Origin of the sequence: Pseudomonas sp. GOM6, assembly GCF_029537485.1 — a bacterium.
Classification (GTDB): domain Bacteria; phylum Pseudomonadota; class Gammaproteobacteria; order Pseudomonadales; family Pseudomonadaceae; genus Aquipseudomonas.
The window spans coordinates 56,266-81,164 of record NZ_JARPUS010000007.1 but is presented as its reverse complement, the minus strand read 5'-3'; the positions used below and the strand labels follow the sequence as shown (position 1 = coordinate 81,164).

Below are 24,899 nucleotides of genomic sequence, written 5' to 3'. Positions count from 1 at the left end.
GGGCTTGCGCCCGCGGCAGTGAGCCGGCAGAGTAGGGCGCATTCCGGCCAGGACGCCCGCCCATGCACTCTACGGCTCGCCTCACCCTGCTTGCCTTCGTCGCGCTGTTGACCGCCTGCGCCAGCAGCCCCCCCTCCGCCCCAGACTACAGCCCCCCACCTATCGTCGACGCCAGCGCCAACGATGTGCTGATCAGTGCCATCGGGCTGGTGGGAACCCCCTATCGCTATGGCGGCAACACGCCGGACAGCGGTTTCGACTGCAGCGGTCTGATCGGCTACGTCTATCGCAATTCGGCGGGCATCAGCCTGCCGCGCTCGACCCGCGAGATGATCCAGCTGCGTGCGCCCAACGTGGGGCGCGATCAGCTGCAAAGCGGCGACCTGGTGTTCTTCGCCACCAGTGGTGGCGGCCAGGTCAGTCATGCCGGCATTTATGTCGGCGAAGGGCGCTTCGTGCATGCCCCTTCCAGTGGCGGTACGGTACGTCTGGATTATCTGAGCCAGACCTATTGGCAGAAGAGCTACCTGGGAGCCAAGCGGGTCCTGGCGCCGAGCCATCTGGCCCAGCAGCCATGACCAATCGCACGCTCACTCTCGACGACGCGCTGTACCAGTACCTGCTGGACGTTTCGCTGCGCGAGTCGCCGCTGCTCAAGCGCTTGCGCGAGGAAACCGCCCAGCTGGCCACGGCGCACTGGCAGATCGCTCCGGAGCAGGGGCAGTTCATGGCCCTGCTGGTGCAGATCAGTGGTGCGCGCAGGATTCTCGAAATCGGCACCTTCACCGGCTACAGCGCGCTGTGCATGGCCCAGGCCATGCCCGCCGATGGCCGCTTGATCTGCTGCGATCTGCCTGGCGCGTACAACGTCATCGCTGAGCGTTACTGGTACGAGGCCGGGGTCAGCGAGCGCATCGAGCTGCGCCTGGCGCCGGCCCTGGAAACCCTCAACGCGCTGGAGCGCGGTGGGCAGGGCGAGAGCTTCGACCTGATCTTCATCGACGCCGACAAGGCCAATTATCCGGTGTACCTGGAGCACGCCCTGGTGCTGGCGCGTCAGGGCGGCCTGATTCTGTTCGACAACACCCTGTGGAGCGGGCGGGTGCTGGAGCAGAGTCCGGACAGCCAGGACACCCGAGCCATCCAGTCGCTCAATCGGGCACTCAAGCGCGACAGCCGCATCGATTTCAGCCTGCTGCCATTGGGCGACGGCCTGACACTGTGCCGCAAGCGCTGATAGTGATACGCCTACCTCCGCAACCGGATGTCTGTGAGCTGTGCCAGAGGGCGCTGCCGCTGACCCGCCACCATCTGATCCCCAAGGCGCTGCACGACAAACCTTATGTGCAGAAACGTTATGCCAAGAGCGAGCGTATTACTGCCACCCTCTGGGTCTGCCGTGCCTGCCATAACCAGATCCACCGGTTGTTTTCCGAGAAGGAGCTGGCGCTGACCTACAACAGCCGTGAGGCACTGCTGGGCGATGAGCGCCTGCGCACCTTCGTCGACTGGCTGGCCAGCAAACCTGCCGGTTTTACCCCGCGACCCTGAGCGCCCGTTCTAGAGCTGGCGCATTGACCGCGTCAGGCTCGGCCACTAAGCTGCGCGCCTGCTTCAGGTGCCCCCGCCGCATGCGGTCGAGGGGTGAAACAGGGAAGCCGGTGCGTGCTGCGTAATCGCAACACCATTCCGGCGCTGCCCCCGCAACGGTAGGTGAGTCAAAGGTCGCATCCCGCCACTGTGCTCCGGCATGGGAAGGCGCGGCCCGCAAGCCGCATGGCTTGGCTCACGAGCCCGGAGACCGGCCTGTCGCAATCCACGGCATTGCGGAGGGCGGCGCCGGGCGCGGCTGCCGCGTTTCCGTTCGTTCTCCCAACGCCTTATCCCGCAGTGTCGCGCGGGTGGCGCGACGGAGAACGACAACTTGAGCAAGTCCGATTTGCGGCTGGCGGCGTGCGCGCTGTTCAGCCTTGCCCCCTTTGCCGTGCAGGCGAACCCTCTCAATCTCGATCGGCAGGTGGTCACTGCTACCCGTACCGCGACCCCGCTGGTGGCAATTGCTTCCAGCAGCGTGATCACCCGTGACGACATCGAGCGCAGCCAGGCCACCTCGGTGCCCGAAGTGCTGCGTGGCCTGGCTGGTGTGCAGATCGCCAGCAATGGCGGGCGCGGCAAGAGCACCTCGCTATACCTGCGTGGCGCCAGCGACAAACAACTGCTGGTGCTGGTCGATGGCGTCAGGATCGGCTCTGCTACTTCCGGCAGTGCTGCATTGCAGGACATTCCCCTGGGACTGATCGAGCGTATCGAAGTGGTGCGCGGCCCGCGCTCGGCACTCTATGGTTCAGAGGCGCTGGGTGGGGTGATCCAGCTTTTCACCCGGCGTGGTCAGGGCGAGGGTTTCAAACCCTACCTTTCGCTGGGTGCGGGCAGCCGCTCCAGTTACAGCGGTACTGCCGGCGTGGCCGGGGGGAATGGCCGTGGCTGGTTCGACCTGGGGGTCAGTAGCGAGGATACCGCTGGCATCAACGCCCGTGCCTATCGATCCACAGCGCCTAACGCCTACGAGGCGGACAACGATGGCTACCGCCAGCTTTCTGCCTCACTGCGTGGCGGCTTGCGCTTCGATAACGGCCTGGAGCTGGACGGCAACTGGTTGCAGGGCGATACCCACAGCGACTTCGACAGTCGCAGTTCGCGCGGCACCAGCGGTCGCGACGCATACTCAGATGGCGAGCAACAGGTGCTCGGCGGGCGTGCCCGCTTCAACCCCCTTGACGCCTGGAAGGTCACCTTGCAGGCCGGGCATAGCGAAGAGCGCAGCGACAACTACCAGGATGGCCGTTTCTACTCGCGCTTCGATAGCGAGCGCGACTCGCTGGGCTGGCAGAACGATTTCGGCCTGAGCGACGATCAGCTGCTGACCCTGGGCTTCGACTACCAGCAGGACCGCATCGACACCTCGGACGTCTATGCCGAAGATTCGCGCTTCAATCGCGGTTATTACACCCAGTATCAGGGCCGTTTTGGTCGCCATGGCCTGACTCTCGGCCTGCGTCGCGACGACAACCAGCAGTACGGCGACCACGATACCGGCAACCTCGGCTGGAGCTACGACCTCAGCGACAGCCTGACCCTCAGCGCCGCCTATGGCACGGCCTTCCGTGCACCGACCTTCAACGACCTCTATTACCCGGCCAGCAGCTATACCGCCGGCAACCCGGAGCTCAAACCGGAGGAGTCGGAAAACTATGAGATCGGCCTGCGAGGTACCGCAGGGTGGGGCGAGTGGAGCCTGAACGCCTTCGAGAACCAGATCGACGACCTGATCGTCTGGGCCGGCAGCAGCCCGATGCGCCCAGAGAACGTCGAGTCCGCGCGCATTCGCGGGCTGGAGTCCATGGCCCGCACACAACTGGCGGACTGGGACTTGGCCGCCACCCTGACCCTGCTCGACCCGCAGGACCGCAGCGCGCAGAACCACGGCCACCAGTTGGCGCGGCGGGCCAAGCGCACCTTCAACCTGGATGCGGATCGCCGTTTGGGTGACTTCGGCGTCGGCGCGACCCTGTTCGCCGCCAGCCAGCGCTTCGACTCCGCCAGCAACGACGAGGAATCGCGCCTGCCGGGCTATGCCCTGGTGGACCTGCGTGGCGAATACCACATCGATGCCGAATGGCGCATGCAGGCCAAGATCAGCAACCTGTTCGACCGCGACTACGAAACCGCGCAGACCTACGAACAGCCCGGTCGTGTCTTCTATGTCACCCTGCGCTACCAAGCGCTCTAAGTTAGGAGATCCGTCATGCCGGTACTTTCCACTCGCAACCAGCTGCTGATTGGCCTGCTGCTGGCCCTGCTGATGGCTGTGACCCGCGGCCAGCACTTCGCCACGCTGAACCTGCCCAGCGCCAGCTGGGCGGTGTTCTTCCTTGCCGGCGTCCTGCTGCGCCCGCGCTGGGTGTTCCCGGCGCTGTTCGCCCTGGCGACGCTGCTGGACTTCGGCATGGTCGCCAGCGGCAGCGTCAGTGACTGGTGCACCTCGTCCGCCTACTGGATGCTGGTGCCGGCCTACGCCGCGTTATGGCTGGGCGGCCGGCTGTATGCCGGCTGGCATCGCGAGCAGGCCGCCAGCCTGGTGGTATTGGCGGTGACCGTGCTGGTGGCCGCCTTCATCTGCCACCTGCTGTCCAGCGGCGGTTTCTACTTCGTCTCCGGGCGTTACCCGGAGCCGAGCCTGGCCGGCTTCCTGCCGCGCATCGGCCATTACTACCCGCGCTTTCTCGGCAACATGGCGCTGTATGTCGGCATGGCGAGCCTGCTGTATGTCGGCTGGCGCGCGGCTGGCGGCGTGAAGCCACGAGTCGTCGGCTGATGGCGGTGCGCGCGTGCCCGGCCCTGCTGATTGCCGCCCCGGCATCCGGTCAGGGCAAGACCACCGTCACCGCCGCACTGGCGCGTCTGCATGTGCGGGCCGGGCGGCGGGTGCGGGTGTTCAAGTGCGGCCCGGATTTTCTCGACCCGATGATCCTGCAGCGCGCCAGCGGCGCGCCGGTGTACCAGCTCGACCTGTGGATGGTCGGCGAGGCCGAGTCGCGGCGTCTGCTCTGGCAGGCGGCGGGGGAGGCCGACCTGATCCTGATCGAAGGCGTGATGGGGCTGTTCGACGGCCAGCCCTCGGCAGCCGACCTGGCGCGGCGTTTCGGCGTGCCGGTACTCGGCGTGATCGACGCCAGCGCCATGGCGCAGACTTTCGCCGCCGTGGCCCATGGTCTGGCCAGTTTCCAGCCGGACCTGCCCTTTGCCGGCGTGCTGGCCAATCGCACCGGCAGCGCCACGCATGCCGAGCTGCTGCGTGCCTGTCTGCCAGAGGCGCTGTCCTGGTATGGCGCCTTGCCGCGCAGCGGCGAGATGGAACTGCCGAGCCGCCACCTGGGCCTGGTGCAGGCCGAGGAGCTGCCTGATCTGGATGCGCGTCTGGATGCCGCCGCCGACGCCCTGCTGGCCAGCGCCGGGGCCGTGCTGCCGGCGCCGGTGAACTTTGCCGCGCCATCCGCCGCACCGCTTGAACCCTGGCTGCGCGGTGTGCGCATCGGCGTGGCGCGCGACAGCAGTTTCGCCTTCCTCTACCAGGCCAACCTCGACCTGCTGCAGGCGCTCGGCGCCGAACTGGTGTGCTTCTCGCCGCTGACGGACGCTACCCTGCCGGCGGTGGATAGCCTGTACCTGCCCGGCGGCTACCCGGAACTGCACCTGCAACAGCTGGCCGGTAACCAGCCGATGCTGGCGGCGATTCGTGAGCATCACAGGGCGGGCAAACCCATCCTCGCCGAGTGCGGCGGCATGCTCTATCTGCTGCAGGCACTGACTGACAAACAGGGCGAACGTGCCGAACTGGTCGGGCTGCTACCGGGCGCGGCGAGGATGCAGCCGCGCCTGGCCGCGCTGGCGTTGCAGCAAGTCGAGCTGCCGCAGGGCCGCCTGCGCGGGCATACTTACCACCATTCGACGCTGGACTGCCGGTTGCAGCCCAGCGCCAGGGGCGCCTGCCCCAATCAGCGACGCACAGCCGAAGCGGTCTACCAGATAGGGCGCCTCACCGCGTCCTACATCCACTTCTACCTGCCGTCCAACCCGCGGGCGGCGGCCGAGCTATTGCTGCCATGACCGATCACGCCTACCGCCCCGAGGAGCGCGCCGCCATCTACCGCGCCATTGCCGAGCGCCGCGACATGCGCCACTTCGCCGGTGGCAAGGTGGCGCCGGAGCTGCTGCAGCGCCTGCTGGCGGCGGCGCACCAGGCGCCCAGCGTCGGCCTGATGCAGCCCTGGCGCTTTATTCGCATTACCCGACCGCCGCTGCGCGAGGCCATTCATGGCCTGGCCGAGGCCGAGCGTGTACGCACCGCCGAGGCCCTGGGCGAGCGCAGCGACGAATTCATGCGGCTCAAGGTCGAGGGCATCCGCGATTGCGCCGAACTGCTGGTGGCGGCGCTGATGGACGGCCGCGAGGCCCATGTGTTCGGCCGCCGGACCTTGCCGCAGATGGACCTGGCCTCGCTCAGCTGCGCCATCCAGAACCTCTGGCTGGCGGCGCGTGCCGAGGGTCTGGGCATGGGCTGGGTGTCGCTGTTCGAGCCCGAGGCCCTGGGCGAGCTGCTCGGCATGCCGGCCGGCAGCCAGCCGGTGGCGGTGCTGTGCCTGGGGCCGGTGCATGAGTTCTATGAGCGGCCGATGCTGGTGGAGGAGGGCTGGGCCGAGGAGCGACCGCTGGCGGAGCTGCTGTTCACCGACAGCTGGGGACAGCGATGAGCCTGGTACTGGCGGTACTGGCCGGGCTGGGCCTGGATGCCTGGCTCGGCGAGCTACGACGCTGGCACCCGCTGGTGGGTTTCGGCAACCTGGCCCAGCGTATCGAGCAGCGTCTCAATGCCGGCGGGCGTGGCTGGCGCAGCCACGGTGTCACCGGCTGGTGCCTGGCCGTGCTGCCGGCGGTGGCGCTGGTCTGGCTGCTGAGTCTTTCCAGCCTGGGCTGGCTGGTCGAGGTCCTTGCCCTGTATTTCGCCGTGGGTCTTAAAAGCCTGGCCCAGCACGCGCTGCCGGTGGCCCAGGCCCTGCGCCTGGGACAGCTGGACGAGGCGCGCCAGCGCGTCGGCTACCTGGTCAGCCGCCGCACCCGCGAGCTGGACGCCACCGCCGTGGCCCGCGCCGGCACCGAGTCGGTGCTGGAGAACGGTTCCGATGCCGTCTTCGCCGCGCTGTTCTGGTTCTGCCTGCTCGGTGCGCCGGGCGTGGTGCTGTATCGCCTGAGCAATACCCTGGACGCCATGTGGGGCTATCGCAACGAGCGTTTCGAACGCTTCGGCTGGGTGGCGGCGAAGATCGACGATGTGCTCAATTACGTGCCGGCACGCCTGGTGGCACTGACCTATGCGCTGCTCGGCCAGACTGCCCGCGCGCTGCGTTGCTGGCGCGTTCAGGCGCCGCTGTGGGACAGCCCCAACGCCGGCCCGGTGATGGCTGCCGGTGCCGGCGCGCTGGGAGTGCGCCTGGGGGGCGCGGCGGTCTACCACGGCATCGAGGAACAGCGCCCGCAGCTGGGCGAGGGTACCGAGGCGCAGGCGCGGGATATCGACCGGGCACTGAATCTGGTGTATGCCGGCGTGGGCCTGTGGCTGCTGGTATTGAGCGTGGGAGGAGCCTGGCTTGCTTGAGCATGGCGGTCGTTTGCGCCTGGCGGCGCAGCAATTCGGCATCGAACTGAACCAGTGGCTGGACCTGTCCACCGGCATCGCGCCCTATCCCTGGCCGCTGCCGACGATTTCGGCGGGCGCCTGGAATCGCCTGCCGGAACTGGACGATGGCCTGGAAGCCGCCGCGCGCGACTACTACGGCGTGCAGGCGCTGCTGCCGGTCGCCGGCTCGCAGGCGGCCATCCAGGTGCTGCCGCGGCTGCGTGGCGAGTCGCGGGTCGGCATCGTCGCACCGGCCTATGCCGAACATGCCCAGGCCTGGCGCCGCGAGGGCCATCGCCTGCAGGAGATCAGCGAAGGCTCCGTGCATCGTGCGCTGGAGCGCCTGGACGTGCTGGTCGTGGTCAACCCCGGCAACCCTGCTGGGCGGCGGATCGAGCCGGAACTCTTGCTGAGCTGGCAGGCGCAGCTGGCCGCGCGCGGTGGCTGGCTGCTGGTGGACGAAGCCTTTATCGACTGTACGCCCGAGCTGAGCATGGCTGCCCATAGCCAGCTGCCGGGGCTGATCGTGCTGCGCTCGTTCGGCAAGTTCTTCGGCCTGGCCGGTATGCGCCTGGGCTTTGTGCTGGCCGAGCCGGCACTGCTGGCGCGGCTGGATGAACAGCTTGGCCCCTGGGCTGTGGCCGGGCCGACCCGCGAGGTGGCGCGTGCTGCGTTGCTGGATGGTGCGCAACAGGCGTATCAGCGCCAGCGCCTGCAGGCCGACGGGCTGCGCCTGGCGGTGCTGCTCAGCCAGTTCGGCCTGCCTCCGGCGGGCGGCACCTCGCTGTTCCAGTTGGTGCTGCACGAGCGGCCGCCCGAGCTGCACGCGTTCCTCGCCCGGCGCGGCATTCTGGTGCGGCTGATCACTGCGCCGCCAGGACTGCGTTTCGGTCTGCCGGGCGACGAGGCGGGTTGGGCCCGGCTGGAGCAGGCACTCAAGGAGTACCGTTCGTGACTGCGACACTCATGGTCCAGGGCACCACCTCCGATGCCGGAAAGAGCACCCTGGTGACCGCCCTGTGCCGCTGGCTCAAGCGCCAGGGCGTCAGCGTGGTGCCGTTCAAGCCGCAGAACATGGCGCTGAACAGCGCGGTGACCGCCGATGGCGGCGAAATAGGCCGTGCTCAGGCGGTGCAGGCCCAGGCCGCAGGGCTGCAAGCACACACCGATATGAACCCGGTGTTGCTCAAGCCCAATTCCGACACCGGCGCCCAGGTGATCATCCACGGTCGCGCCATCGGCAACATGCATGCCGTGGCCTACCACGACTACAAACGGGTCGCTCGCGAGGCGGTGCTCGAATCCCATGCGCGCCTGGCCGCACAGTACCCGGTGGTGATGGTGGAGGGCGCCGGCTCGCCGGCCGAGATCAATCTGCGCGAAGGCGATATCGCCAATATGGGCTTTGCCGAGGCGGTGGATTGTCCGGTGATACTGATCGCCGATATCGACAAGGGCGGCGTGTTCGCCCACCTGGTCGGCACCCTGGAACTGCTTGCGCCGAGTGAGCAGGCGCGGATCAAGGGCTTCGTCATCAACCGCTTTCGCGGTGACATCGCCCTGCTGCAGCCCGGGCTGGACTGGCTGGAGCAACGCACCGGCAAGCCGGTGCTCGGCGTGCTGCCGTACCTTATGGACTTCCATCTGGAAGCTGAGGATGCGGTGCAGGTGCTGCAGCCGGACAAGGAACAGGAAGTCCTGCGCGTGGCCGTGCCGGTGCTGCCGCGGATCAGCAACCACACCGACTTCGACCCGCTGCGCCTGCACCCGCAGGTGGATCTGCAGTTCATCGGCCCCGGTCAGGCCATCCCGCCGGCCGACCTGATCATCCTGCCCGGCTCGAAGAGCGTGCGTGCCGACCTGGCGCGCCTGCGCGAGCAGGGTTGGGACGCCGCCATCGCCCGCCACCTGCGCTACGGCGGCAAGGTTCTCGGTATCTGCGGCGGCCTGCAGATGCTCGGCATGCGCATCGATGATCCCCATGGCCTGGAAGGCGAGGCTGGCAGCAGCACTGGTCTCGGCCTGCTCGACTACACCACGGTGCTGGAGCCGGAGAAGCAGCTGCGCAATGTGCGTGGGCAACTGACGCTGGAGGGGCTGGCGGTCAGCGGCTACGAGATTCATGCCGGGGTCAGCCATGGCCCGGCGCTCGCTTCGCCCGCGGTGCAACTGGACGATGGTCGCTGTGATGGCGCCATCAGCGCCGACTGCCAGGTCATGGCCACCTACCTGCATGGCGTATTCGAACAACCGGCGGCCTGTGCTGCGTTGCTGCGCTGGGCCGGCCTGCGCGAGGCGCGGCAGGTGGATTACCATGCCCGCCGCGAACGCGATATCGAGCGCCTGGCCGATCTGGTCGAGGCGCATCTGGACACCCGCAAGCTCCGCGAGCTATGCGGGCTGTAGCTGTTGTGGGAGCGGCTTCAGCCGCGATGCTGGCAGAACCCGCCCCCGCTGTTTTCCGAGAGGGCTCTTCATGCTTGATCTGATCCTCGGTGGCGCACGCTCCGGCAAGAGCCGCCTGGCCGAGAAGCTGGCCATTCAAAGCGGCCTGGCCGTCACCTATATCGCCACCAGCCAGGCGCTGGATGGCGAAATGAGCGCTCGCATCGCCCATCACCGCGAACGGCGTCCGGCCGAGTGGGCACTGGTCGAGGAGCCCATCGAGCTGGGCCGGGTGCTGCGCGAGCACGCCGCGCCCGAGCGCTGCCTGCTGGTCGACTGCCTGACCCTGTGGCTGACCAATCTGCTGATGCTGGACGACGACACTCGCCTGGCCATGCAGCGCGATGCCTTTCTGGAGAGCCTGGGCGAGCTGCCGGGTCGCATCGTCCTGGTCAGCAACGAGACCGGCCTGGGCGTGGTACCGCTGGGCGAGCTGACCCGCCGCTATGTCGATGAGGCCGGCTGGCTGCACCAGGCGGTGGCCGAGCGCGCCGAGCGCGTGCAGTTCTGCGTGGCCGGCCTGCCCATGTTGCTCAAAGGAGAGCCGTTATGACCGCTGCAATCTGGTGGCAAGAACCTTGCCGCCAGCCTGATGCCATAGCTGAGGCCGCCGCCCTGGCGCGCCAGGCGCAGCTGACCAAACCGACCGGCGCCCTCGGTGCGCTGGAGACGCTGGCCGTGCGCCTGGCCGCGTTGCAGGGGCGGGAGAAGCCGGTGATCAGCAACCCGCAGCTGGCCCTGTTCGCCGGCGACCACGGGGTGGTGGCCGAGGGTGTGTCTGCCTACCCGCAGGCAGTCACCGCGCAGATGCTGGCCAACTTTGTCAGCGGTGGTGCGGCCGTCAGCGTGCTGGCGCGCGAGCAGGGCATGCCGCTGCGCCTGATCGATCTGGGCACCATCGATCCCGAGCTGGAGCTGCCCGGTGTGCGCCACCTGCGCCTGGGCTCCGGCACCGCCAACTTCGCCGTCGACGCGGCGATGACTGCCGAGCAATGCAGGGCCGCGCTGCAGGCCGGTCGCGATAGCGTGCTGGAGGCCCAGGCCGCCGGCTGCGACCTGTTCCTCGCCGGCGAGATGGGCATCGGCAATACCAGCGCCGCCACGGCGTTGGCTTGCGCCCTGAGTGATCTGACGCCGGTGCAGCTGACCGGCCCCGGCACCGGGCTGGATAGCGCCGGCGTCCGTCACAAGCAGGCCGTGATCGAGCGCGCCCTGGCGCTGCACGGCGCGCAGCTGGGTGAGCCGTTCGAAGCCTTGCGCCGGGTTGGTGGCTTCGAGCTGGCGGCCCTGACCGGTGCCTACCTGACCTGCGCCCAGCTCGGCATTGCGGCCGTGGTCGATGGCTTTATCTGCTCGGCCGCGGCGCTCTGCGCGCTACGCCTGAACCCCGGTGTGCAACCCTGGCTGCTGTTCGCCCATGCCGGCGCCGAGCCGGGCCATGCCGCCGTGCTTGCCGAGCTGGGTGCCGAGCCGTTGCTCGACCTTGGCCTGCGCCTGGGCGAGGGCAGTGGCGCGGCCCTGGCACTGCCGCTGATCAAGCTGGCCTGTGCGCTGCACGGCAGCATGGCAACCTTTTCCGAAGCACTGGTCGAGGACCGTTCATGACTCTTTTCCTGGATATGCTGCGTCACGGCACCACCGTGGCTGGCCCCGGTTTTCGCGGCAGCAGCGACGATGCCCTGAGCGAGCAGGGCTACCAACAAATGCACGATGCGTTGGCCGGCCAGGCTGGCTGGGACCTGGTGATCAGCTCGCCGCTGCAGCGCTGCGCCGTCTTCGCCGCGCAATATGCCGAAGGCAATAGCCTGCCGCTGCGCATCGACGCGGACCTGCGCGAGCTGCATTTCGGCGCCTGGGAAGGGCGCAACTCGGCGGAAATCCTTCTGGAAGATCCCGAGGCCCTGGGCCAGTTCTGGAACGATCCCTATGGTTTCACACCGCCCGAAGCCGAGCCGGTGCGTGACTTCGCCAACCGCGTACTCGGCGCTGTCGAGCGTCTGCAGGTTGAGCTGGCGGGCCAGCGCGTGCTGCTGGTGACCCATGGCGGGGTGATGCGCCTGCTGCTGGCGCGCGCCCGTGGCCTGCCGGAGAGCCAGCTGCTGCAGGTGGAGGTCGGGTACGGCGCGCTGCATGGCCTGCAGGTCGGCGCCAATCTGGCCCTGAGCGAAGCCTGATGTTGCCGCTGCCGGCGCTCATTGCCCTGCAGTTCCTTACCCGCCTGCCAGTGAGCCTGCCGGGCATGCCTGCGCCCGAGCAGGTCGGCCGCTCGCTGCTCTGGTATCCGGCGGTCGGGGTGCTGATTGGCGCACTGCTACTGGGGTTGCATGTCGTGCTCGGCATGACACTGCCCTTGCTGCAGGCGGCGATTCTGCTGGCGGTCTGGGTCGGACTCTCCGGTGGCCTGCATCTCGATGGTCTGGCCGACACGGCGGATGCCTGGGTGGGCGGCTATGGCGACCGTGAGCGCACCCTGGCGATCATGAAGGACCCGCGCAGCGGGCCGATTGCCGTGGTGCTGCTGGTGCTGGTGTTGCTGCTCAAGTTCGCCGCGCTGGTGGTGCTGCTGGAGCAGGGCGCCTGGGCCGGCTTGTTGCTGGCTCCCTGGCTGGGGCGGTCAGTGCTGCCACTGTTGCTGATGACCACGCCCTATGTGCGTGCCGGCGGTCTGGGGGCGGCGCTGAGCGAACATCTGCCCCGCGAGCGCCTGCCCTGGGTGTTGGCGACGCACGGGCTGGCCATGCTGCTGCTGAGCTGGAGTGCAGTGCTTGCGCTGCTGGCGGCGGCCCTGGTGTTCTGGCTGCTGCGGCGTGCCTTTCTCGCCCGCCTGGGAGGCACCACGGGGGATACGGCCGGTGCACTGCTGGAGCTGGTCGAGTGTGCAGTGCTGCTGGTCCTGGCACTGTTCTAAGTTCGCGGTTCAAACACGGGTTTGCCATCTGTGCTGTCGGCTTGCCCGCTAACTGTATCTGTCTGTTCGGTCGATGCGGGTATATACCTGTATTCATGTTGCCGACCCATTGCCTCTGTACCAAATTGCGCCGCGCCAGCCGTGGTGTGACCCGCCTCTACGACGACGCCCTGGCGCTGGTCGGGCTGAATGCCGCGCAATTTTCCCTGCTGCGCAACCTGCAGCGCCTCGGGCAGCCGAGCATCACCTGCCTGGCCGAGGCCATGGGCCTGGACCGCAGCACCCTGGGGCGCAACCTCAAGGTGGTGCAGGGCATGGGGTTGGTGGCGCTGGGCGAGGGCAGCGACCAGCGTAGCCGGCAAGTGGCGCTGAGTGAGGCTGGCCTGCGGGTGCTGGAGCATGGCGCACCGCTGTGGGAGCAGGCTCAACAGGCACTGGCGAAGCGCCTGGGCGCGGACAAGCGGGCGGAGCTGATGATGCTGCTCGATGATCTGGAAACCATCGATTGACGGGCGCGGCCCGCGGAGACGACGCAGATGAATGATTCCACGCACGGCGCATCCTGGCGCACGGCGGGCTGGGTGCTCCTCGGCGCATCGCTGGTGTTGGCCCTGTCCCTGGGCATTCGCCACGGCTTCGGCCTGTTCCTGGCACCGATGAGCAGTGAGTACGGCTGGGGCCGCGAGACCTTTGCCTTCGCCATCGCTCTGCAGAACCTGATCTGGGGGCTGGCCCAGCCGGTGACCGGCGCCATCGCCGACCGTTTCGGCGCGCGGCGAGTAATCGTAGTGGGCGGGCTGCTGTATGCCGTCGGCCTGGGACTGATGGCCAGCTCGGACTCGGCCTGGTCGCTGTCGCTCAGTGCCGGCCTGCTGATCGGTATCGGCCTGTCCGGCACTTCGTTCTCCGTGCTGCTTGGCGTGGTGGGGCGTGCCCTACCACCGGAGAAACGCAGCCTGGGCATGGGCGTTGCCGCGGCGGCCGGCTCTTTCGGCCAGTTCGCCATGCTGCCGGGCAGTCTGGGGTTGATCGGCTGGCTGGGCTGGTCGTCGGCGCTGTTGGCGCTGGGGCTGCTGGTGGCCTTGATCGCGCCGCTGGCGCTGATGATCCGCGACCAGCCGCTACCGGCTGTGGCCGGCACCGAACAGAGCCTCGGCGAGGCATTGCGCGAGGCCTGCAGTCACTCGGGGTTCTGGTTGCTTGCCCTGGGCTTTTTCGTCTGTGGTTTCCAGGTGGTATTCATCGGCGTGCACCTGCCCTCGTATCTGGTCGATCAGCATCTGCCGGCCTCGGTCGGCACCACGGTGCTGGCGCTGGTGGGGCTGTTCAATATCTTCGGCACCTACGTGGCAGGTTGGCTCGGTGGGCGTATGTCCAAGCCGCGTTTGCTCAGCGGCCTGTACCTGCTGCGCACGCTGGTGATCGTCGCCTTCGTCTACTCGCCGCTGACCGAGTGGAGCGCCTATGCCTTCGGTATGGCCATGGGCTTTCTCTGGCTGTCCACGGTGCCGTTGACCAATGGCACGGTGGCCACCCTGTTCGGCGTACGCAACCTGTCCATGCTCGGCGGCATCGTGTTCCTGTTCCACCAGCTCGGCTCTTTCCTCGGTGGCTGGCTGGGCGGCTATCTGTACGATCACACCGGCAGTTACGACATGGTCTGGCAGCTGGCGATCCTCTTCGGCCTGCTGGCCGCGGCGCTCAACTGGCCGGTGCGTGAGCAGCCGGTAGCGCGCCTGCGCGCTGGGGAGCTGGTGTGAGTCGCAAGGCCCTTGCCGGCGGTGGCCTGCTTCTGCTCGCTGCCCTGCTGGTGCTGGCCTGGTGGGGATGGCGCCAAGGCGGCCTGGCCTTGCTGCAGATGGGTATGAGCCTGTGCTGAGGATTGCCCGAGAGCGCCTGGACGAGTAGCGTGGAGGCCTTGCTGCCTTTGAGGTTGTCCCGATGATGACGCGATTCGCCGCGCTTGCTCTATCTCTGTCTGCCATGCCGCTGTGGGCGGCCGAGTGTCCGCCCTTGCTGAAGGATCAGGCGCCACTGCAGCAGTTGCGCAGCAAGGAGCAGATTGATCTGTGCCAGCGCTTCGCCGGCAAGCCGCTGGTGGTGGTCAATACCGCCAGCCACTGTGGTTTCACGCCGCAGTTCAAAGGGCTCGAAGCGCTCTACCAGCGCTACAAGGATCAGGGCTTGGAAGTATTGGGCGTGCCTTCCGATGACTTCCGCCAGGAGGCCGATACCACCGAGGAAACCGCCAAGGTGTGCTTCATCAACTACGGCGTGACCTTTGCCATGAGCGAGCCGCAGCCGGTCAGCGGTGCGGATGCGGTGCCGCTGTTCCGCGAGCTGGCCGAACAGAGCAGCGCGCCACGCTGGAACTTTTACAAGTACGTGGTGGGGCGTGACGGCAAGGTGATCGCCAGCTTTTCCAGCCTGACCAAGCCGGACGACGAGGATCTGATCGCCGCGGTGGAACAGGCCATCGCTCAGCCGCAGACGGAGGCGGCTCAGTAGTTTCCAGGCAAGAAAAAGCCGGGCTACTGCCCGGCTTTTTTGTGGCCGTGAAACGCGCTTAGAAGCGATAGGTGGCCTGCACACCCAGGCCGTGGGCGCTGTTGCGGTACTCGGCGCTGTAGCCGGGTGCAATGTTGGCGCTCACTGGGCCCGCAGATAGGGTGCGGTCTGGCTGATTGACCGAGGTTTTGCTCTCGCGTAGGTAGGAATAGGCTACATCAATAGTCAGGTCGTCACTTGGCGACCAGCCCGCACCCAGAGAGAACACTTTGCGGTTACCCACTGGAATGCGCACTGTACGGTGGGCATTCTCGGCCGGCGACGGGTCAAAGGCCAAGCCTGTGCGCAGTACCACTTCCGGAGTCAACTGGTACGAGGTGCCGATGGCGTAGGACCAAGTGTCGTGCCACTTCAGCTCTTCGCTAACAGTACCCAGCGGTGCCGGCAGGGTGCCGATGCCTGGAATGGTCAAGTTTGGCGAATTCTCGTTCTCGACGACGATGGCTTCCAAGCGGCTCCAGCGCGTCCAGGTCGAACCCACATAGACAGTCCACTTGTCGCCCAGCTTGTAGCTGATGGAAGTGTCGACGGTCTCAGGCGTGGTGAAGTCCAGGCTGGCGTCGTACTCGCCGTTCAGGGCGCCGAGTACCGTGCCGTTGAAACTGCTGACTTTGGTGCGTCCTTCTAGGGTGTAGTCGACCTTGGAGTGGTAGGTCAGTCCCCAGGTTAGGCTGTCGGTGACGTCGACCATCACGCCGAGATTGAAGCCAACGGCAGTATCGTCGCCCTTGATGTTGACTTTTGAGTCGCCAGAGCCACCCACTGCGGCCAGGGCGCCATCATTTAGGTTGCTGGTCAGCTTGCCTTTGATCTTGTTAATGGTCGGGCCGAAACCGACGGAGACGCGATCATTGATCTTGTAGCTCAGGGTCGGTTGCAGAGTAACTATTTCCACCTTGCTGTAAAGGCCCTTGTAGCGGCCGCCGAAGCTCTTCTCGTAATCGCTGACCAGGGCATAGGGCACGTACATGCCGATACCCCAGCTCCATTGCTCATTGATCGGACTGGTGTAGTAGGCAAAGGGCACTGCAGAGGTGGGCACCATGTCGCCGTCACTGGTACCGGCGCTGGCGTCATCGATATCGATATCGGCCTTGATGACTGCGAAGCCGCCAACCACTTGTGGACGATCCAGCTTGCTGATGCCCGCTGGGTTGCCGAACAGCACGGTGGCGTCCTGGGCGGCGGAGGCGCGGCCGGCGAAGGAGGTACCCATGCCGCTAACGCTTTGTTCGTTGATGGCAATTCCGTTGCCCAGGCTGTGAGTGGAGATCGCACTGACGGTCAGGGCGAGAGAGGTCTTCAACCAGAGGTTTTTCATTAGGGTGCTCACGAACGGCTGGAACAAGGGGCGGCAAACTATAGGTTTTGCCAGGGCTTGCCAACCGCTCTGGAATGCCTTTTTCGTGAAGATTCGTAATCGTATTGGGGATGTGCTGCTGGTCTTTTTGTTGACCGATTAGTCAGTGGTCGTTCAGGCGGCGCGGTACTGTTCGGCAACGCAGTGCTGCCAGGCCTGAATGAAGTCGCGCAAGCGGCCATGCGGGCGGAAGACCTGGCGCCAGACCCGGGCCATGCCGTGCAGATCATCGGCGGCTGGCAGTGGAGCCTGCTCGGTTTCGATCAGTAGCCAGGCGATGGCGGTGGCGTAACGCAGGTTGACGGCCAGCTCCAAGTGGGGGGCGGCGAGAAAGGCGTGCTGACTGGCTAGACCACGTACCAAGCTGGCCAGATCCGGGTCGTGCGCCAGGTGTTGGTCCCAGAGCCGGTGATGGCGTGTTTCGCTGATGTGGTAGAGGCCGTGTCCGTGCGGGTCACTGAGGGCATGACCGAGCGCGGACTGGCTCGCGGCACTGCCAAGCAGAAGGGCTTCGGCGCTGGCTGAGTGGCGCCCTAGATAGAGCAGGGTAGGGCGGATGACATGTTGGCGTAGTTCGCTGGCGGCAATTCCCATGATCCCCTCGCTTAGGGTGCCGGTGGGGCCAGTGCCTGGCAGCTGTTCTTGATTCTAATAAAGGCCCCACCGGGAGCGGGGTTAGCCGCTCGATTTGAAGTGTAGTGCTACAAATCGGTTGTAAAGGGCTGTTTTTAAACTGTTTAAGGCTTTTGGTTGAGGCTTATATACCGGCTGGTGATTAGTGAGCCGTCTTTTGCATAAGGGCTGGCCGCCTGTTGGGTATGAGGGACTTGATGGGTTCGACCTTCAGGTGGGTGAAGGCCACTGGGCCGGCTTTGGTGTTGTTGCCGACGTTTGCTGCACACAGGAGCCGGCTTTGCGCTGCCTCCAGTTGCCGGGCTGACCGTCGGGATACGGCGCGGGCACTTGGCAGTTGATCGCAGCGGCGATGCGCTGCTGCGATCAATCTCGCGGGTTGGCTCAGCGCCCTGGCATCAACATGAGCCGCTTACTGCCGTAGACCTTGTCGAGGTTACCGCTCTGGAAGGGGAAACTCATGTAGCCGCCTTTGAGCCAGGCGTCGATGCCGTCGGCGTAGTGGGGGCTGGCCGGGTTGCCGGACTGGCCGGAGCTGTTGACGCCGATCATCGGCTCGGGCAGCCCGAAGTCGACGATGATGCGCATGGCGGGGATCAGCCACACGTCAAAGTTGTTGCCCCACTCGTATGCCGCCACGTTGAGGGTGCCGTGGTCGCCGCCGGCCGGGAAGGGGCCGCGGTCCAGGTAGCCCTTGATCGAGCCGATCGCGCTGCGCTGGCTGGCGCTCAGGTAGGGCGCCATCTTGGTCGCGTTGCTGGTCCAGCTGTACTGGTGCAGCGCCCCCCACTGCCAGGCGCTGCGGTTGGTGCCGAGTTTGCCTTCCAGGTAGGTGACGGCAGCGGCCAGGCTGCGCGCCATGATCGCCGGCTTGTCTTCCTTCTGCGCGGTCTTCACATCGTCCCAGAACGGACTGTCGTCGCGGCCGAGCAGGTGGTCGGCCTGGGCCGAGTAGCTGTTGTTGGCGGTGTCCACCAGGGCTTGCCAGGCCGGCGAGGTTTCCGAGCCCAGTTCGTCGAGGAAAGTCTGCCGTGCGCTTTCCTGCAGGAAGGCGCTGTACAGCGCGGCATCGGCCGAGGTGGCAGCCATGCGACCGTCGAAGGCCATCAGACGCTTGTAAGCTTCGTCGGCCTTGCTGCGCTCGGTGGCCGGCAGGGCGGCGATGGCTTTTTTCAGTGGCGCGGCCATGCCTGGGGCGTCGAGCATTGCCTGCAGCTTGCCGGCGAAAGGCGTGGTCTGGTCGTACTGCATGGCGATCATGCTTTTCTGGTCATGTCTGCCGGTCCCCGCCAGTTGCGCGATGCGCTCGGCGCGCTCCGGGTAGAACCAGGAATTGGACAGCTGCATGCCGTAGCCACGCGGCACGGTGCGGTGGTTGGCGGTGCCCAGCCAGCCCTGCATCGGGTCCTGATCATAAGGGTGCAGCATGGGGTCAGCGTAGCCGTCCCAGTCATAGGCACCGTCCCAGCCGGGCGAGGGCACCAGCCCCGTGCCCTGTTTGCGGTTGGGGTAGCGGCCAGTGACCTGCCAGCCGATGTGCTGGGCGTCGGCGAACACGATGTTCAGGGCCATAGCGCGCACGTCGCGGGTGGCTTCGAAGGCCTGCTCCACCGACTGCGCGCGGGACAGGTCGAAGAAGGCATCGATCGAGCGGTCTGCCTCGCTCTGGATGCTGCGCAGGGCCAGGCCGTAGCCGCTGGCGAAGGGCAGCGGCTGCAGCGGCATCTTGCGCTCGCCCAGGGCGGAGTTGAGCAGTGGGCCGTGGCGGGTTTCCCAGACAGTCTCACGGATTGGCCGCTGGCCACGGATAAAGAAAGTCTCCTGGCGCTCGCGCGCCGGCTGCCATTTGCCGTCTGCCAGGTAATAGAGGCGGCCACCTTCCTGTTTGACCTTTTCCAGGTACAGGTCCTGGTTGTCGCCCATGACCATGGTCATGCCCCAGGCGAGCTTGCCGTTGAAGCCGGCGACCACCGCCGGCACCCCGGCGATGGAGACGCCGGCGGCCTGGAATTTCGGCGAGCGGATCTGCACGAAATTCCACACCGAGGGCATCGACAGCGGCAGGTGGGTATCGTTGGCCAGCAGGCTCTTGCCGCTGCGGCTGTTCTGCGGGGCGATGGCCCAGTTGTTGGAAGCGGCAACGCCGAGCATGTTCAGTGCCGCGACCTGGCCGGCGGCGTCATTCACTGCGGCCAGTCCCGGAATCTTGCCGGCCAGGCTCAGGCCGCGCAGTTTTTCGGCTTCCTCGAAGGGCAGCGGCTCGTCGGGGTAGGTGGGCAGCAGCCAGGCCAGCTTGTCTGCGCCGACCTTGCCTGCCAGGGTGAGGGCGGCGATTTCTTCCTGCAGGTTCACTGACAGACCGAAGTTGAGCAGGCTGAACAGCAGTACCGAGTCTTCCGGCTTCCAGTAGGCCGGGCGGTAGCCGCTCTCGGCCAGGTCCATCGGCAACTTGTCCCGGTAGCGGAACAGGTAGGCGTTGACGCCGCGGGCGTAGACCTCGAAGAACTTCTTGATCCGCGGTGAGGCATTTTTGTATAGCACCTCGGACTGGGCACGCAGGTTGACCGTGCGCATGAAGCGGTCGATTTCCAGCACGCCTGGGCCGTTCATCTCCGCCAGGCGGCCCTCGGCCAACAGGCGCATGCCGACCATCTGGCTCAGGCGGTCGGCAGCATGCACGTAGCCCAGGGTGAACAGGGCATCATGGAAGGTGGTGGTCTCGATCAGCGGCATGCCCAGCGCGTTGCGCCGTACCACCACGCTCTGCGCCAGACCCTGGACGCGGACGATGCCCTGGTCTGGGTGCACGCTGTCGGCATAACGACTGTTGAGAAATGACTGGCAGCCACCGAGCAGCAGGCTGCTACCCAGGGTGGCGAGGACGGTAAGACGAAGGAAGCGCGAACCCATGACTGGCTCCTGGCGCGGGAGACGGATGATGGGTGCGAATTGTAGAGGGCGAACGTGAAGCAGAGTAGGGGCGCGACAGGGCGGTAAGCCCTGTCGACCATCAGTTCAGATCAGGCGCCGTGGCACTTCTTGAACTTCTTCTGGCTGCCGCAGGGGCAGGGGTCGTTGCGGCCGACTTCCTTCAGCGGATTGCGCACCGGCTCCTGGTGATGATGGTTGCAGTGCGGGCCGTGCACATGACCGTCATCGTGATGATGATCGTGGTCGTGGTTGCAATCGGGGCCGTGGACGTGGGGTTGCTGAGTCATGACGCTCACTCCGGGATGTAATCGCCGGGGATTATCTCGCCATTGCGCTGTAGATGCACGTTGCGGCCAAACAGCCAGCTACCGGCCTTGACCTCGCCGCGCAGCTGGTAGCGAATGGCTTGTTCGGGGTTTTCCAGGGACTTGACCAGTTTTTTGAGGTGACGCCAGAGATTGGTGCGCACCGCCACCTCGTAGTCGCTGCGGCCGTGGGCAGGTACTTCGATGGAGTGGCTGGACTTGCCGTTTGCTAGCGGTACACCGTTGAGCTGAATGTCGTAGATCAGGCCGCGAATAGCTAGCGCCGTGTCGTTGGGGTTGTCGATGCGAAAGCGCAGGCTGAAGCGTTGCTCGTGCAGGCGCGCTTTAATCACGTCGACCTTGACCAGATGGACGTGAGGGTCCTGAAAATCGCTGGCAAACCAACTGGCACAACCACTTAGGCTGGTGGCCAGTAGCATCAGCAATGTCAGGGCGATAGTTGTTGTATGTGGCGCCCGTATAAGCATCGAGAAACTCCAATGGTTGCCGCAGTGTAACAAGCGTGTACTGGCTGGCTAGCTGCAGTGCGGGGAAAAACTGCGCCATACTGAGGCCCGAATTGGACGGGAGTGTGACCATGAGTCTTTACGAGATTGCCTTCTCCGGGCAGGTGGTGCCCGGAGCTGCCGTAGAGCAGGTGAAGGCGAACCTGGCGCGGCTGTTTCAGGCTGACGAGCAGCGCATTGCCTTGCTGTTCTCCGGACGGCGCATCGTGATCAAAAGCGGGCTGGATGCGGCGGGTGCCGAGAAGTATCGCTCGACCATGGAGCGCGCCGGTGCAATAGCCCTGGTACAGGCCCTGCAGGTGGAGGAGGTGGATATGGCGCCGCCACCTGCCGTGCCGGAGCCTGCACCAGCTCCCGTCCCCGTCCCCGTCCCCGCCCCTGCTCCTGCTTCGACGAGTGGCAGTACCCGGGTGATCCCCCGCGATGAATACATGGCGGCTTTTAGTGAAGTCGAAGCACCGGATTTCGGCATTGCCCCGGTCGGTGCCGATTTGCAGGATGCCAAGCCACCAGCGCAGGCGCCGCAGGTCGATATGTCGCAATTCAGTCTGGCTCCGGTCGGCAGTGATATGGGCCAGGCCAAGAATGCTCCGCCAGCGCCTCCACCGGATACTTCGCACCTCAAGCTGCAGGAATAAACACCGAGGCCCGCTGATGCGGGCCTCGTGCTATGGCGTGGTCTGGTCTATGCCGGTGTGCACCGCGGCCATCTGTCGTTGCTGGCGCATGCACTTCTCTCTGTTGTTTTCGACTCCCGAAGACTTTTCTTTTAGCTCATATAAGCGCTGCAGCACTTCTTGAATTTCTGCCCGCTGCCGCAGGGGCAGGCGTCATTGCGGCCCACCTTGAGGGCGACGGTTGGATCAATGAAATACCAGCGCCCGTTGCGCTGCACGAAGGCTGAGCGTTCGCGATGACTGTGTTGGCTGGTGCCGTCGTGCCAGCTGGCGGTGAACGTGACGAAGGCGTGCTCTGGTTGTGCGCCAATCACCTCGCTGCTTTCCACCTCGAGCCCGAGCCAGGTACTGCCCAGGCTCCAGGCGCGAATGCCGGCCAGATCCAGACCGCTCTGCTGGGCGGGCAGGGTGGTGTCGCGCAGGTAGTCGATCAGGCCCAGCACATAGGCGCTGTAGCGTGAGCGCATCAGGGCCTCTGCGCTGGGAGCGGGAGTGCCCTGGTGATATTTGTCGCAACAGGCTTCCAGCGGGTCGCCGCTACCGCAGTGGCACGTCTGGTTCATGGAGTTACCACCAGTATTTGCCAAAGTTTTCCGGGTTGGCCCAGAACTTGGCATTCAGCCAGTCAGGTACCTGTTTGTAATCATGCAGGTCGTAGGTGAACAGGTGCAGCACCTGCTCGTCCCGCTTGAAGCGCTCGCTGTCTTGCAGGGCCAGGGCGAAGAAATCGGTTTCTTCCCAGTCGCAGGCGTCCAGGTCGACCAGCACGGCCAGCCTGCTGGCATTGAGGTTGCGAATACCACCCAGCAGTTCCAATGCGGTGCGTTTGGGCAGGTGCTCCAGGCAGTCCACGATCAGTGCCAGGTCGTAGCGCTGGGCTGCCAGTTCAGCCGGCAATGCGCCGGCATCGGCATGGGCCAGTACGGACCCTGGGTGAGCCTGGTGAAATGCCTCCAGGGCAGGCAATTGGCTGGCGCCTACCAGTAGCACGCGCTGCGGCATGTGGTGATCGAGCAACGCTGCAATTGACTGTTGGGGGGTGCGGGGGGATAGGTTCTGACTCATCGACGGGTTCCCTAAAGCGAACAGCAAGCCTATCGCGTCGAGAAAATTTGGCCTAGCTGTGGAAGTAGGCCCGGAAACTGCCTATAACTAGCGGATAGTAAGGAAGCAATCTTTACTTCTTTGCTGTCGGTTCCATGCCGATTTCCCTCAGGAGACCTAAGAAATGAGTATCACAAGGAAAGCAGTACCTCTGATCCTGGCAAGCGGCCTGTTGACCGGTTGTGCCGGTATTCAGAAAACCGATTGGCCAACCTGCGCCGCCGTTGGCGGTGTGACAGGCGCAGCGCTGGGCGCTATTGAAAGTTCCGAATGGGCGGGTGGTGGTGCCCTGTTGGGTGCTGGCCTGGCCGCAGCCTATTGCTGGGTGCATGGCGCCGAGGAGCAGGTTGTTGTCGAGGAAGTGGTGGTTGAAGAAGTTGTTCCTGAGCCTGCCGAGCCGGTACGTGTCGAGCTGGACGTCAAGTTCGACTTCGACAAGGCCGTGGTCAAGGAAGAAAGCCAAGGCGACATCAAGTCCCTGGCCGACTTCATGAGCCAGTACCCGCAAACCACTACCGTGGTTGAAGGTCACACTGACTCCGTCGGTACCGATGCCTACAACCAGGGCCTGTCCGAGCGCCGTGCCAACGCCGTGCGCGACGTACTGGTCGATCAGTATGGCGTAGGTGCCGATCGTGTGAGCTCGGTGGGTTATGGCGAAAGCCGTCCGGTGGCTGACAACGCCACTGCTGAAGGTCGTGCCATCAACCGTCGCGTTGAGGCCGAAGTAGAAGCTCGCCCCTAAGTAACCGAGGCCCGGAATGACGACTGTCGATAGGTCGTCAACCGGGCGTTGGCTTGTACACTTTGGGGGACGGGTCTTTACTCCTGTGTTACCGGTAGTCAACCGGTGACACAGGAGATCCCCGCCATGAGAACAAGACTCTCAAGGGCTGCAGTACCCCTTCTCTTGGTCAGCAGTGTTCTTTCTGGTTGTACCACGACTTCCAGTACGGGAGACGCGCCACTCAACCAAGGGAACTGGCCTATTTGCACCGTGCTGGGCGGCTTAGCCGGCGGTGGTCTTGGTGCAATCGAAAGTTCTACCTGGGCAGCTGGAGGTGCAGTGGCTGGTGCCATTATTGGCACTCTGGTTTGCTATGCCCAGGATGGTGACGAGGATGGCGATGGTGTGCATGACCGTCGTGATCGTTGCCCCGAAACGCCTCCCGACACTGAAGTGCGTCATAACGGCTGTCCGCTGCCGGAATATCCGGATACCGCGGCGCCCATGGAGCCGATTGTCGAAGCGACTGACGCGGTACGTGTCGAGTTGGATGTCAAATTCGACTTCGACAAGTCTGTGGTCAAGGAAGACAGCATGGCTGATATCCAGAGCCTGGCTGACTTCATGAAGCAGTACCCGCAGACCTCGACCGTGGTCGAAGGCCATACCGACTCCGTAGGCTCCGATGCCTACAACCAAGGGCTCTCCGAGCGCCGTGCCAATGCGGTGCGTGACGTACTGGTCAACCAGTATGGCGTGGAGGGTGATCGGGTGTCGTCGGTGGGTTATGGCGAGTCCAGGCCGGTTGCCGACAATGAAACCGACGAGGGTCGAGCCGTCAATCGCCGAGTGGAGGCGGCGGTCGAGGCGCAGCCATGAGTCGCCACGTTTGTTAGTGCAAGTAACTCCTGCGCTGCCCTTGCACGGTAGCGCAGGAGCTTTTGATCAGAAGCCCGGTCGGGCTGCCGCAATGGCAACCAGTGCCAGTCCCACCAACAGGTTGCTGCCTACCAGGCGGCGAATGTGCCCCAATATTTCGCCACCTTGCGGCCATTGCTGAGACTCAACTGCACGCTTGAGTTGAGGGTATTGCAGCAACTGGATCCGCAGGAACAGCGCCAGCATCACCAGGTACAGCCCCATCATGATCTGTACATAACGCGGTGCGGCTTCGAAGCCGGCGAAGCGTAGATGCAGCATGCCCATGCCGGAAATCGGCAGGACCAGTACGGCGATCCACACCCACAGAAAGAAGCGGCGGAACACTTCCTGCCACAGGGCCAGGCGTTCCGGAGCCTGCAGTTTGGCCACCGCGGCCGGGCGCAGAATCATCCAGGCGAAGAACATGCCGCCAACCCAGATCAGGGCGGCCAGGGTGTGTAGGGAGTAAAGGGCAGCGAATACGGTCATCGGCAGGCTCCGGTTAACGATGGCGCGCGAGCATAACCTATCGGTAAACTACTGAAAATTTATCCAGCCT

General features: G+C 65.2%; 28 protein-coding genes, 1 pseudogene and 1 riboswitch. Of the genes and pseudogenes, 21 read left to right on the top strand and 8 right to left on the bottom strand.

Annotated features, from left to right (window positions below):
- The first annotated feature begins 62 nt into the window (after positions 1-62).
- The 18 genes from P7A97_RS10265 (at position 63) to P7A97_RS10180 (ending at position 15,095) form a co-directional block, all read left to right on the top strand.
- On the top strand, positions 63-578 hold the full coding sequence (locus tag P7A97_RS10265) for a C40 family peptidase (protein ID WP_277689840.1): 516 nt from the start codon (positions 63-65) through the stop codon (positions 576-578).
- On the top strand, positions 575-1,237 hold the full coding sequence (locus tag P7A97_RS10260; protein ID WP_277689839.1) for a class I SAM-dependent methyltransferase: 663 nt from the start codon (positions 575-577) through the stop codon (positions 1,235-1,237). The genes P7A97_RS10265 and P7A97_RS10260 overlap by 4 nt, the downstream gene beginning before the upstream one ends.
- 2 nt (positions 1,238-1,239) lie before the next feature.
- Positions 1,240-1,551 (top strand): hypothetical protein, encoded by a 312-nt coding sequence (locus tag P7A97_RS10255; protein WP_277689838.1) that lies wholly within the window; start codon positions 1,240-1,242, stop codon positions 1,549-1,551.
- Positions 1,552-1,599: 48 nt separating this feature from the next.
- Positions 1,600-1,825, top strand: a riboswitch (cobalamin riboswitch).
- Positions 1,826-1,939: 114 nt separating this feature from the next.
- Positions 1,940-3,790 (top strand): TonB-dependent vitamin B12 receptor, encoded by a 1,851-nt coding sequence (btuB, locus tag P7A97_RS10250; protein WP_277690000.1) that lies wholly within the window; start codon positions 1,940-1,942, stop codon positions 3,788-3,790.
- A gap of 15 nt (positions 3,791-3,805) precedes the next feature.
- Entirely contained in the window at positions 3,806-4,375 is a 570-nt protein-coding gene (locus P7A97_RS10245; protein WP_277689837.1) for a hypothetical protein, read from the top strand.
- Positions 4,375-5,667: a cobyrinate a,c-diamide synthase gene (locus P7A97_RS10240; protein ID WP_277689836.1), complete on the top strand. Its 1,293-nt coding sequence runs from the start codon at positions 4,375-4,377 to the stop codon at positions 5,665-5,667. The genes P7A97_RS10245 and P7A97_RS10240 overlap by 1 nt, the downstream gene beginning before the upstream one ends.
- Complete coding sequence (gene bluB, locus P7A97_RS10235; protein ID WP_277689835.1) at positions 5,664-6,311, top strand: 5,6-dimethylbenzimidazole synthase; 648 nt, start codon at positions 5,664-5,666, stop codon at positions 6,309-6,311. The genes P7A97_RS10240 and bluB overlap by 4 nt, the downstream gene beginning before the upstream one ends.
- Positions 6,308-7,213, top strand: coding sequence for an adenosylcobinamide-phosphate synthase CbiB (gene cbiB, locus P7A97_RS10230; RefSeq protein ID WP_277689834.1), 906 nt, complete (start codon positions 6,308-6,310; stop codon positions 7,211-7,213). Before bluB ends, cbiB begins: the two co-directional genes overlap by 4 nt.
- Positions 7,206-8,189 carry a threonine-phosphate decarboxylase CobD gene (gene cobD / locus P7A97_RS10225; RefSeq protein WP_277689833.1) on the top strand — a complete coding sequence of 328 codons (984 nt, stop codon included), beginning with the start codon at positions 7,206-7,208 and terminating at the stop codon, positions 8,187-8,189. The genes cbiB and cobD overlap by 8 nt, the downstream gene beginning before the upstream one ends.
- A gap of 11 nt (positions 8,190-8,200) precedes the next feature.
- Positions 8,201-9,640, top strand: coding sequence for a cobyric acid synthase (locus tag P7A97_RS10220; protein ID WP_277689999.1), 1,440 nt, complete (start codon positions 8,201-8,203; stop codon positions 9,638-9,640).
- A gap of 70 nt (positions 9,641-9,710) precedes the next feature.
- Positions 9,711-10,232 (top strand): bifunctional adenosylcobinamide kinase/adenosylcobinamide-phosphate guanylyltransferase, encoded by a 522-nt coding sequence (cobU, locus tag P7A97_RS10215; protein ID WP_277689832.1) that lies wholly within the window; start codon positions 9,711-9,713, stop codon positions 10,230-10,232.
- Positions 10,229-11,284 carry a nicotinate-nucleotide--dimethylbenzimidazole phosphoribosyltransferase gene (gene cobT, locus P7A97_RS10210; protein WP_277689831.1) on the top strand — a complete coding sequence of 352 codons (1,056 nt, stop codon included), beginning with the start codon at positions 10,229-10,231 and terminating at the stop codon, positions 11,282-11,284. The genes cobU and cobT overlap by 4 nt, the downstream gene beginning before the upstream one ends.
- Positions 11,281-11,853: an alpha-ribazole phosphatase family protein gene (cobC, locus tag P7A97_RS10205; protein WP_277689830.1), complete on the top strand. Its 573-nt coding sequence runs from the start codon at positions 11,281-11,283 to the stop codon at positions 11,851-11,853. Before cobT ends, cobC begins: the two co-directional genes overlap by 4 nt.
- Positions 11,853-12,587 (top strand): adenosylcobinamide-GDP ribazoletransferase, encoded by a 735-nt coding sequence (locus tag P7A97_RS10200; RefSeq protein WP_277689829.1) that lies wholly within the window; start codon positions 11,853-11,855, stop codon positions 12,585-12,587. The genes cobC and P7A97_RS10200 overlap by 1 nt, the downstream gene beginning before the upstream one ends.
- 95 nt (positions 12,588-12,682) lie before the next feature.
- Positions 12,683-13,096, top strand: coding sequence for a MarR family winged helix-turn-helix transcriptional regulator (locus tag P7A97_RS10195; protein ID WP_277689828.1), 414 nt, complete (start codon positions 12,683-12,685; stop codon positions 13,094-13,096).
- Positions 13,097-13,123: 27 nt separating this feature from the next.
- On the top strand, positions 13,124-14,347 hold the full coding sequence (locus P7A97_RS10190) for an MFS transporter (RefSeq protein ID WP_277689827.1): 1,224 nt from the start codon (positions 13,124-13,126) through the stop codon (positions 14,345-14,347).
- Positions 14,344-14,466 (top strand): hypothetical protein, encoded by a 123-nt coding sequence (locus P7A97_RS10185; RefSeq protein ID WP_277689826.1) that lies wholly within the window; start codon positions 14,344-14,346, stop codon positions 14,464-14,466. Before P7A97_RS10190 ends, P7A97_RS10185 begins: the two co-directional genes overlap by 4 nt.
- 62 nt (positions 14,467-14,528) lie before the next feature.
- On the top strand, positions 14,529-15,095 hold the full coding sequence (locus P7A97_RS10180; protein WP_277689825.1) for a redoxin domain-containing protein: 567 nt from the start codon (positions 14,529-14,531) through the stop codon (positions 15,093-15,095).
- A 58-nt stretch (positions 15,096-15,153) separates the two neighbouring features.
- Here the strand turns inward: P7A97_RS10180 and P7A97_RS10175 are convergent, their stop codons facing one another.
- The 5 genes from P7A97_RS10175 to P7A97_RS10155 all read right to left on the bottom strand — a co-directional run bounded on the left by P7A97_RS10175 (position 15,154) and on the right by P7A97_RS10155 (position 20,872).
- Positions 15,154-16,476, bottom strand: a complete 1,323-nt coding sequence (locus tag P7A97_RS10175) for an outer membrane protein transport protein (protein WP_277689824.1) — start codon at positions 16,474-16,476, stop codon at positions 15,154-15,156.
- Between the two features lie 153 nt (positions 16,477-16,629).
- Positions 16,630-17,109 carry a hypothetical protein gene (locus P7A97_RS10170; RefSeq protein WP_277689823.1) on the bottom strand — a complete coding sequence of 160 codons (480 nt, stop codon included), beginning with the start codon at positions 17,107-17,109 and terminating at the stop codon, positions 16,630-16,632.
- A 423-nt stretch (positions 17,110-17,532) separates the two neighbouring features.
- Positions 17,533-20,058 carry a penicillin acylase family protein gene (locus tag P7A97_RS10165; RefSeq protein WP_277689822.1) on the bottom strand — a complete coding sequence of 842 codons (2,526 nt, stop codon included), beginning with the start codon at positions 20,056-20,058 and terminating at the stop codon, positions 17,533-17,535.
- A gap of 110 nt (positions 20,059-20,168) precedes the next feature.
- Positions 20,169-20,366 carry an SEC-C metal-binding domain-containing protein gene (locus P7A97_RS10160; RefSeq protein WP_021701673.1) on the bottom strand — a complete coding sequence of 66 codons (198 nt, stop codon included), beginning with the start codon at positions 20,364-20,366 and terminating at the stop codon, positions 20,169-20,171.
- A gap of 5 nt (positions 20,367-20,371) precedes the next feature.
- Positions 20,372-20,872 carry an LEA type 2 family protein gene (locus P7A97_RS10155; protein ID WP_277689821.1) on the bottom strand — a complete coding sequence of 167 codons (501 nt, stop codon included), beginning with the start codon at positions 20,870-20,872 and terminating at the stop codon, positions 20,372-20,374.
- 110 nt (positions 20,873-20,982) lie between these two features.
- Here P7A97_RS10155 and P7A97_RS10150 point away from each other — a divergent pair, with 110 nt between their 5' ends.
- A complete protein-coding gene (locus P7A97_RS10150; protein WP_277689820.1) occupies positions 20,983-21,549 on the top strand; it encodes a hypothetical protein in 567 nt (188 codons plus the stop codon).
- Between the two features lie 131 nt (positions 21,550-21,680).
- Here P7A97_RS10150 and P7A97_RS10145 read toward each other — a convergent pair whose 3' ends face one another.
- Together P7A97_RS10145 and P7A97_RS10140 are read right to left on the bottom strand one after the other, a co-directional pair.
- Entirely contained in the window at positions 21,681-22,151 is a 471-nt protein-coding gene (locus P7A97_RS10145; protein ID WP_277689819.1) for a YchJ family protein, read from the bottom strand.
- 4 nt (positions 22,152-22,155) lie between these two features.
- Positions 22,156-22,653 carry a DUF6231 family protein gene (locus tag P7A97_RS10140; RefSeq protein ID WP_277689818.1) on the bottom strand — a complete coding sequence of 166 codons (498 nt, stop codon included), beginning with the start codon at positions 22,651-22,653 and terminating at the stop codon, positions 22,156-22,158.
- A gap of 430 nt (positions 22,654-23,083) precedes the next feature.
- Here P7A97_RS10140 and P7A97_RS10135 point away from each other — a divergent pair.
- Positions 23,084-23,437: pseudogene (locus tag P7A97_RS10135) on the top strand (OmpA family protein); the annotation flags it as partial.
- 126 nt (positions 23,438-23,563) lie between these two features.
- Positions 23,564-24,298, top strand: a complete 735-nt coding sequence (locus tag P7A97_RS10130) for an OmpA family protein (RefSeq protein WP_277689817.1) — start codon at positions 23,564-23,566, stop codon at positions 24,296-24,298.
- A 66-nt stretch (positions 24,299-24,364) separates the two neighbouring features.
- Here the strand turns inward: P7A97_RS10130 and P7A97_RS10125 are convergent, their stop codons facing one another.
- Positions 24,365-24,829, bottom strand: coding sequence for a CopD family protein (locus P7A97_RS10125; protein ID WP_277689816.1), 465 nt, complete (start codon positions 24,827-24,829; stop codon positions 24,365-24,367).
- Between the last annotated feature and the right edge of the window lie 70 nt (positions 24,830-24,899).

Excerpts from the sequence above, each read along its gene's own strand:
- P7A97_RS10265 (WP_277689840.1), top strand. The coding sequence starts at position 63 with ATGCACTCTACGGCTCGCCTCACCCTGCTTGCCTTCGTCGCGCTGTTG.
- P7A97_RS10260 (WP_277689839.1), top strand. The coding sequence starts at position 575 with ATGACCAATCGCACGCTCACTCTCGACGACGCGCTGTACCAGTACCTG.
- P7A97_RS10245 (WP_277689837.1), top strand. The coding sequence starts at position 3,806 with ATGCCGGTACTTTCCACTCGCAACCAGCTGCTGATTGGCCTGCTGCTG.
- P7A97_RS10240 (WP_277689836.1), top strand. The coding sequence starts at position 4,375 with ATGGCGGTGCGCGCGTGCCCGGCCCTGCTGATTGCCGCCCCGGCATCC.
- bluB (WP_277689835.1), top strand. The coding sequence starts at position 5,664 with ATGACCGATCACGCCTACCGCCCCGAGGAGCGCGCCGCCATCTACCGC.
- cbiB (WP_277689834.1), top strand. The coding sequence starts at position 6,308 with ATGAGCCTGGTACTGGCGGTACTGGCCGGGCTGGGCCTGGATGCCTGG.
- P7A97_RS10220 (WP_277689999.1), top strand. The coding sequence starts at position 8,201 with ATGGTCCAGGGCACCACCTCCGATGCCGGAAAGAGCACCCTGGTGACC.
- cobU (WP_277689832.1), top strand. The coding sequence starts at position 9,711 with ATGCTTGATCTGATCCTCGGTGGCGCACGCTCCGGCAAGAGCCGCCTG.
- cobT (WP_277689831.1), top strand. The coding sequence starts at position 10,229 with ATGACCGCTGCAATCTGGTGGCAAGAACCTTGCCGCCAGCCTGATGCC.
- cobC (WP_277689830.1), top strand. The coding sequence starts at position 11,281 with ATGACTCTTTTCCTGGATATGCTGCGTCACGGCACCACCGTGGCTGGC.
- P7A97_RS10200 (WP_277689829.1), top strand. The coding sequence starts at position 11,853 with ATGTTGCCGCTGCCGGCGCTCATTGCCCTGCAGTTCCTTACCCGCCTG.
- P7A97_RS10195 (WP_277689828.1), top strand. The coding sequence starts at position 12,683 with ATGTTGCCGACCCATTGCCTCTGTACCAAATTGCGCCGCGCCAGCCGT.
- P7A97_RS10190 (WP_277689827.1), top strand. The coding sequence starts at position 13,124 with ATGAATGATTCCACGCACGGCGCATCCTGGCGCACGGCGGGCTGGGTG.
- P7A97_RS10180 (WP_277689825.1), top strand. The coding sequence starts at position 14,529 with ATGATGACGCGATTCGCCGCGCTTGCTCTATCTCTGTCTGCCATGCCG.
- P7A97_RS10175 (WP_277689824.1), bottom strand. The coding sequence starts at position 16,476 with ATGAAAAACCTCTGGTTGAAGACCTCTCTCGCCCTGACCGTCAGTGCG.
- P7A97_RS10170 (WP_277689823.1), bottom strand. The coding sequence starts at position 17,109 with ATGGGAATTGCCGCCAGCGAACTACGCCAACATGTCATCCGCCCTACC.
- P7A97_RS10165 (WP_277689822.1), bottom strand. The coding sequence starts at position 20,058 with ATGGGTTCGCGCTTCCTTCGTCTTACCGTCCTCGCCACCCTGGGTAGC.
- P7A97_RS10160 (WP_021701673.1), bottom strand. The coding sequence starts at position 20,366 with ATGACTCAGCAACCCCACGTCCACGGCCCCGATTGCAACCACGACCAC.
- P7A97_RS10155 (WP_277689821.1), bottom strand. The coding sequence starts at position 20,872 with ATGCTTATACGGGCGCCACATACAACAACTATCGCCCTGACATTGCTG.
- P7A97_RS10150 (WP_277689820.1), top strand. The coding sequence starts at position 20,983 with ATGAGTCTTTACGAGATTGCCTTCTCCGGGCAGGTGGTGCCCGGAGCT.
- P7A97_RS10145 (WP_277689819.1), bottom strand. The coding sequence starts at position 22,151 with ATGAACCAGACGTGCCACTGCGGTAGCGGCGACCCGCTGGAAGCCTGT.
- P7A97_RS10140 (WP_277689818.1), bottom strand. The coding sequence starts at position 22,653 with ATGAGTCAGAACCTATCCCCCCGCACCCCCCAACAGTCAATTGCAGCG.
- P7A97_RS10130 (WP_277689817.1), top strand. The coding sequence starts at position 23,564 with ATGAGAACAAGACTCTCAAGGGCTGCAGTACCCCTTCTCTTGGTCAGC.
- P7A97_RS10125 (WP_277689816.1), bottom strand. The coding sequence starts at position 24,829 with ATGACCGTATTCGCTGCCCTTTACTCCCTACACACCCTGGCCGCCCTG.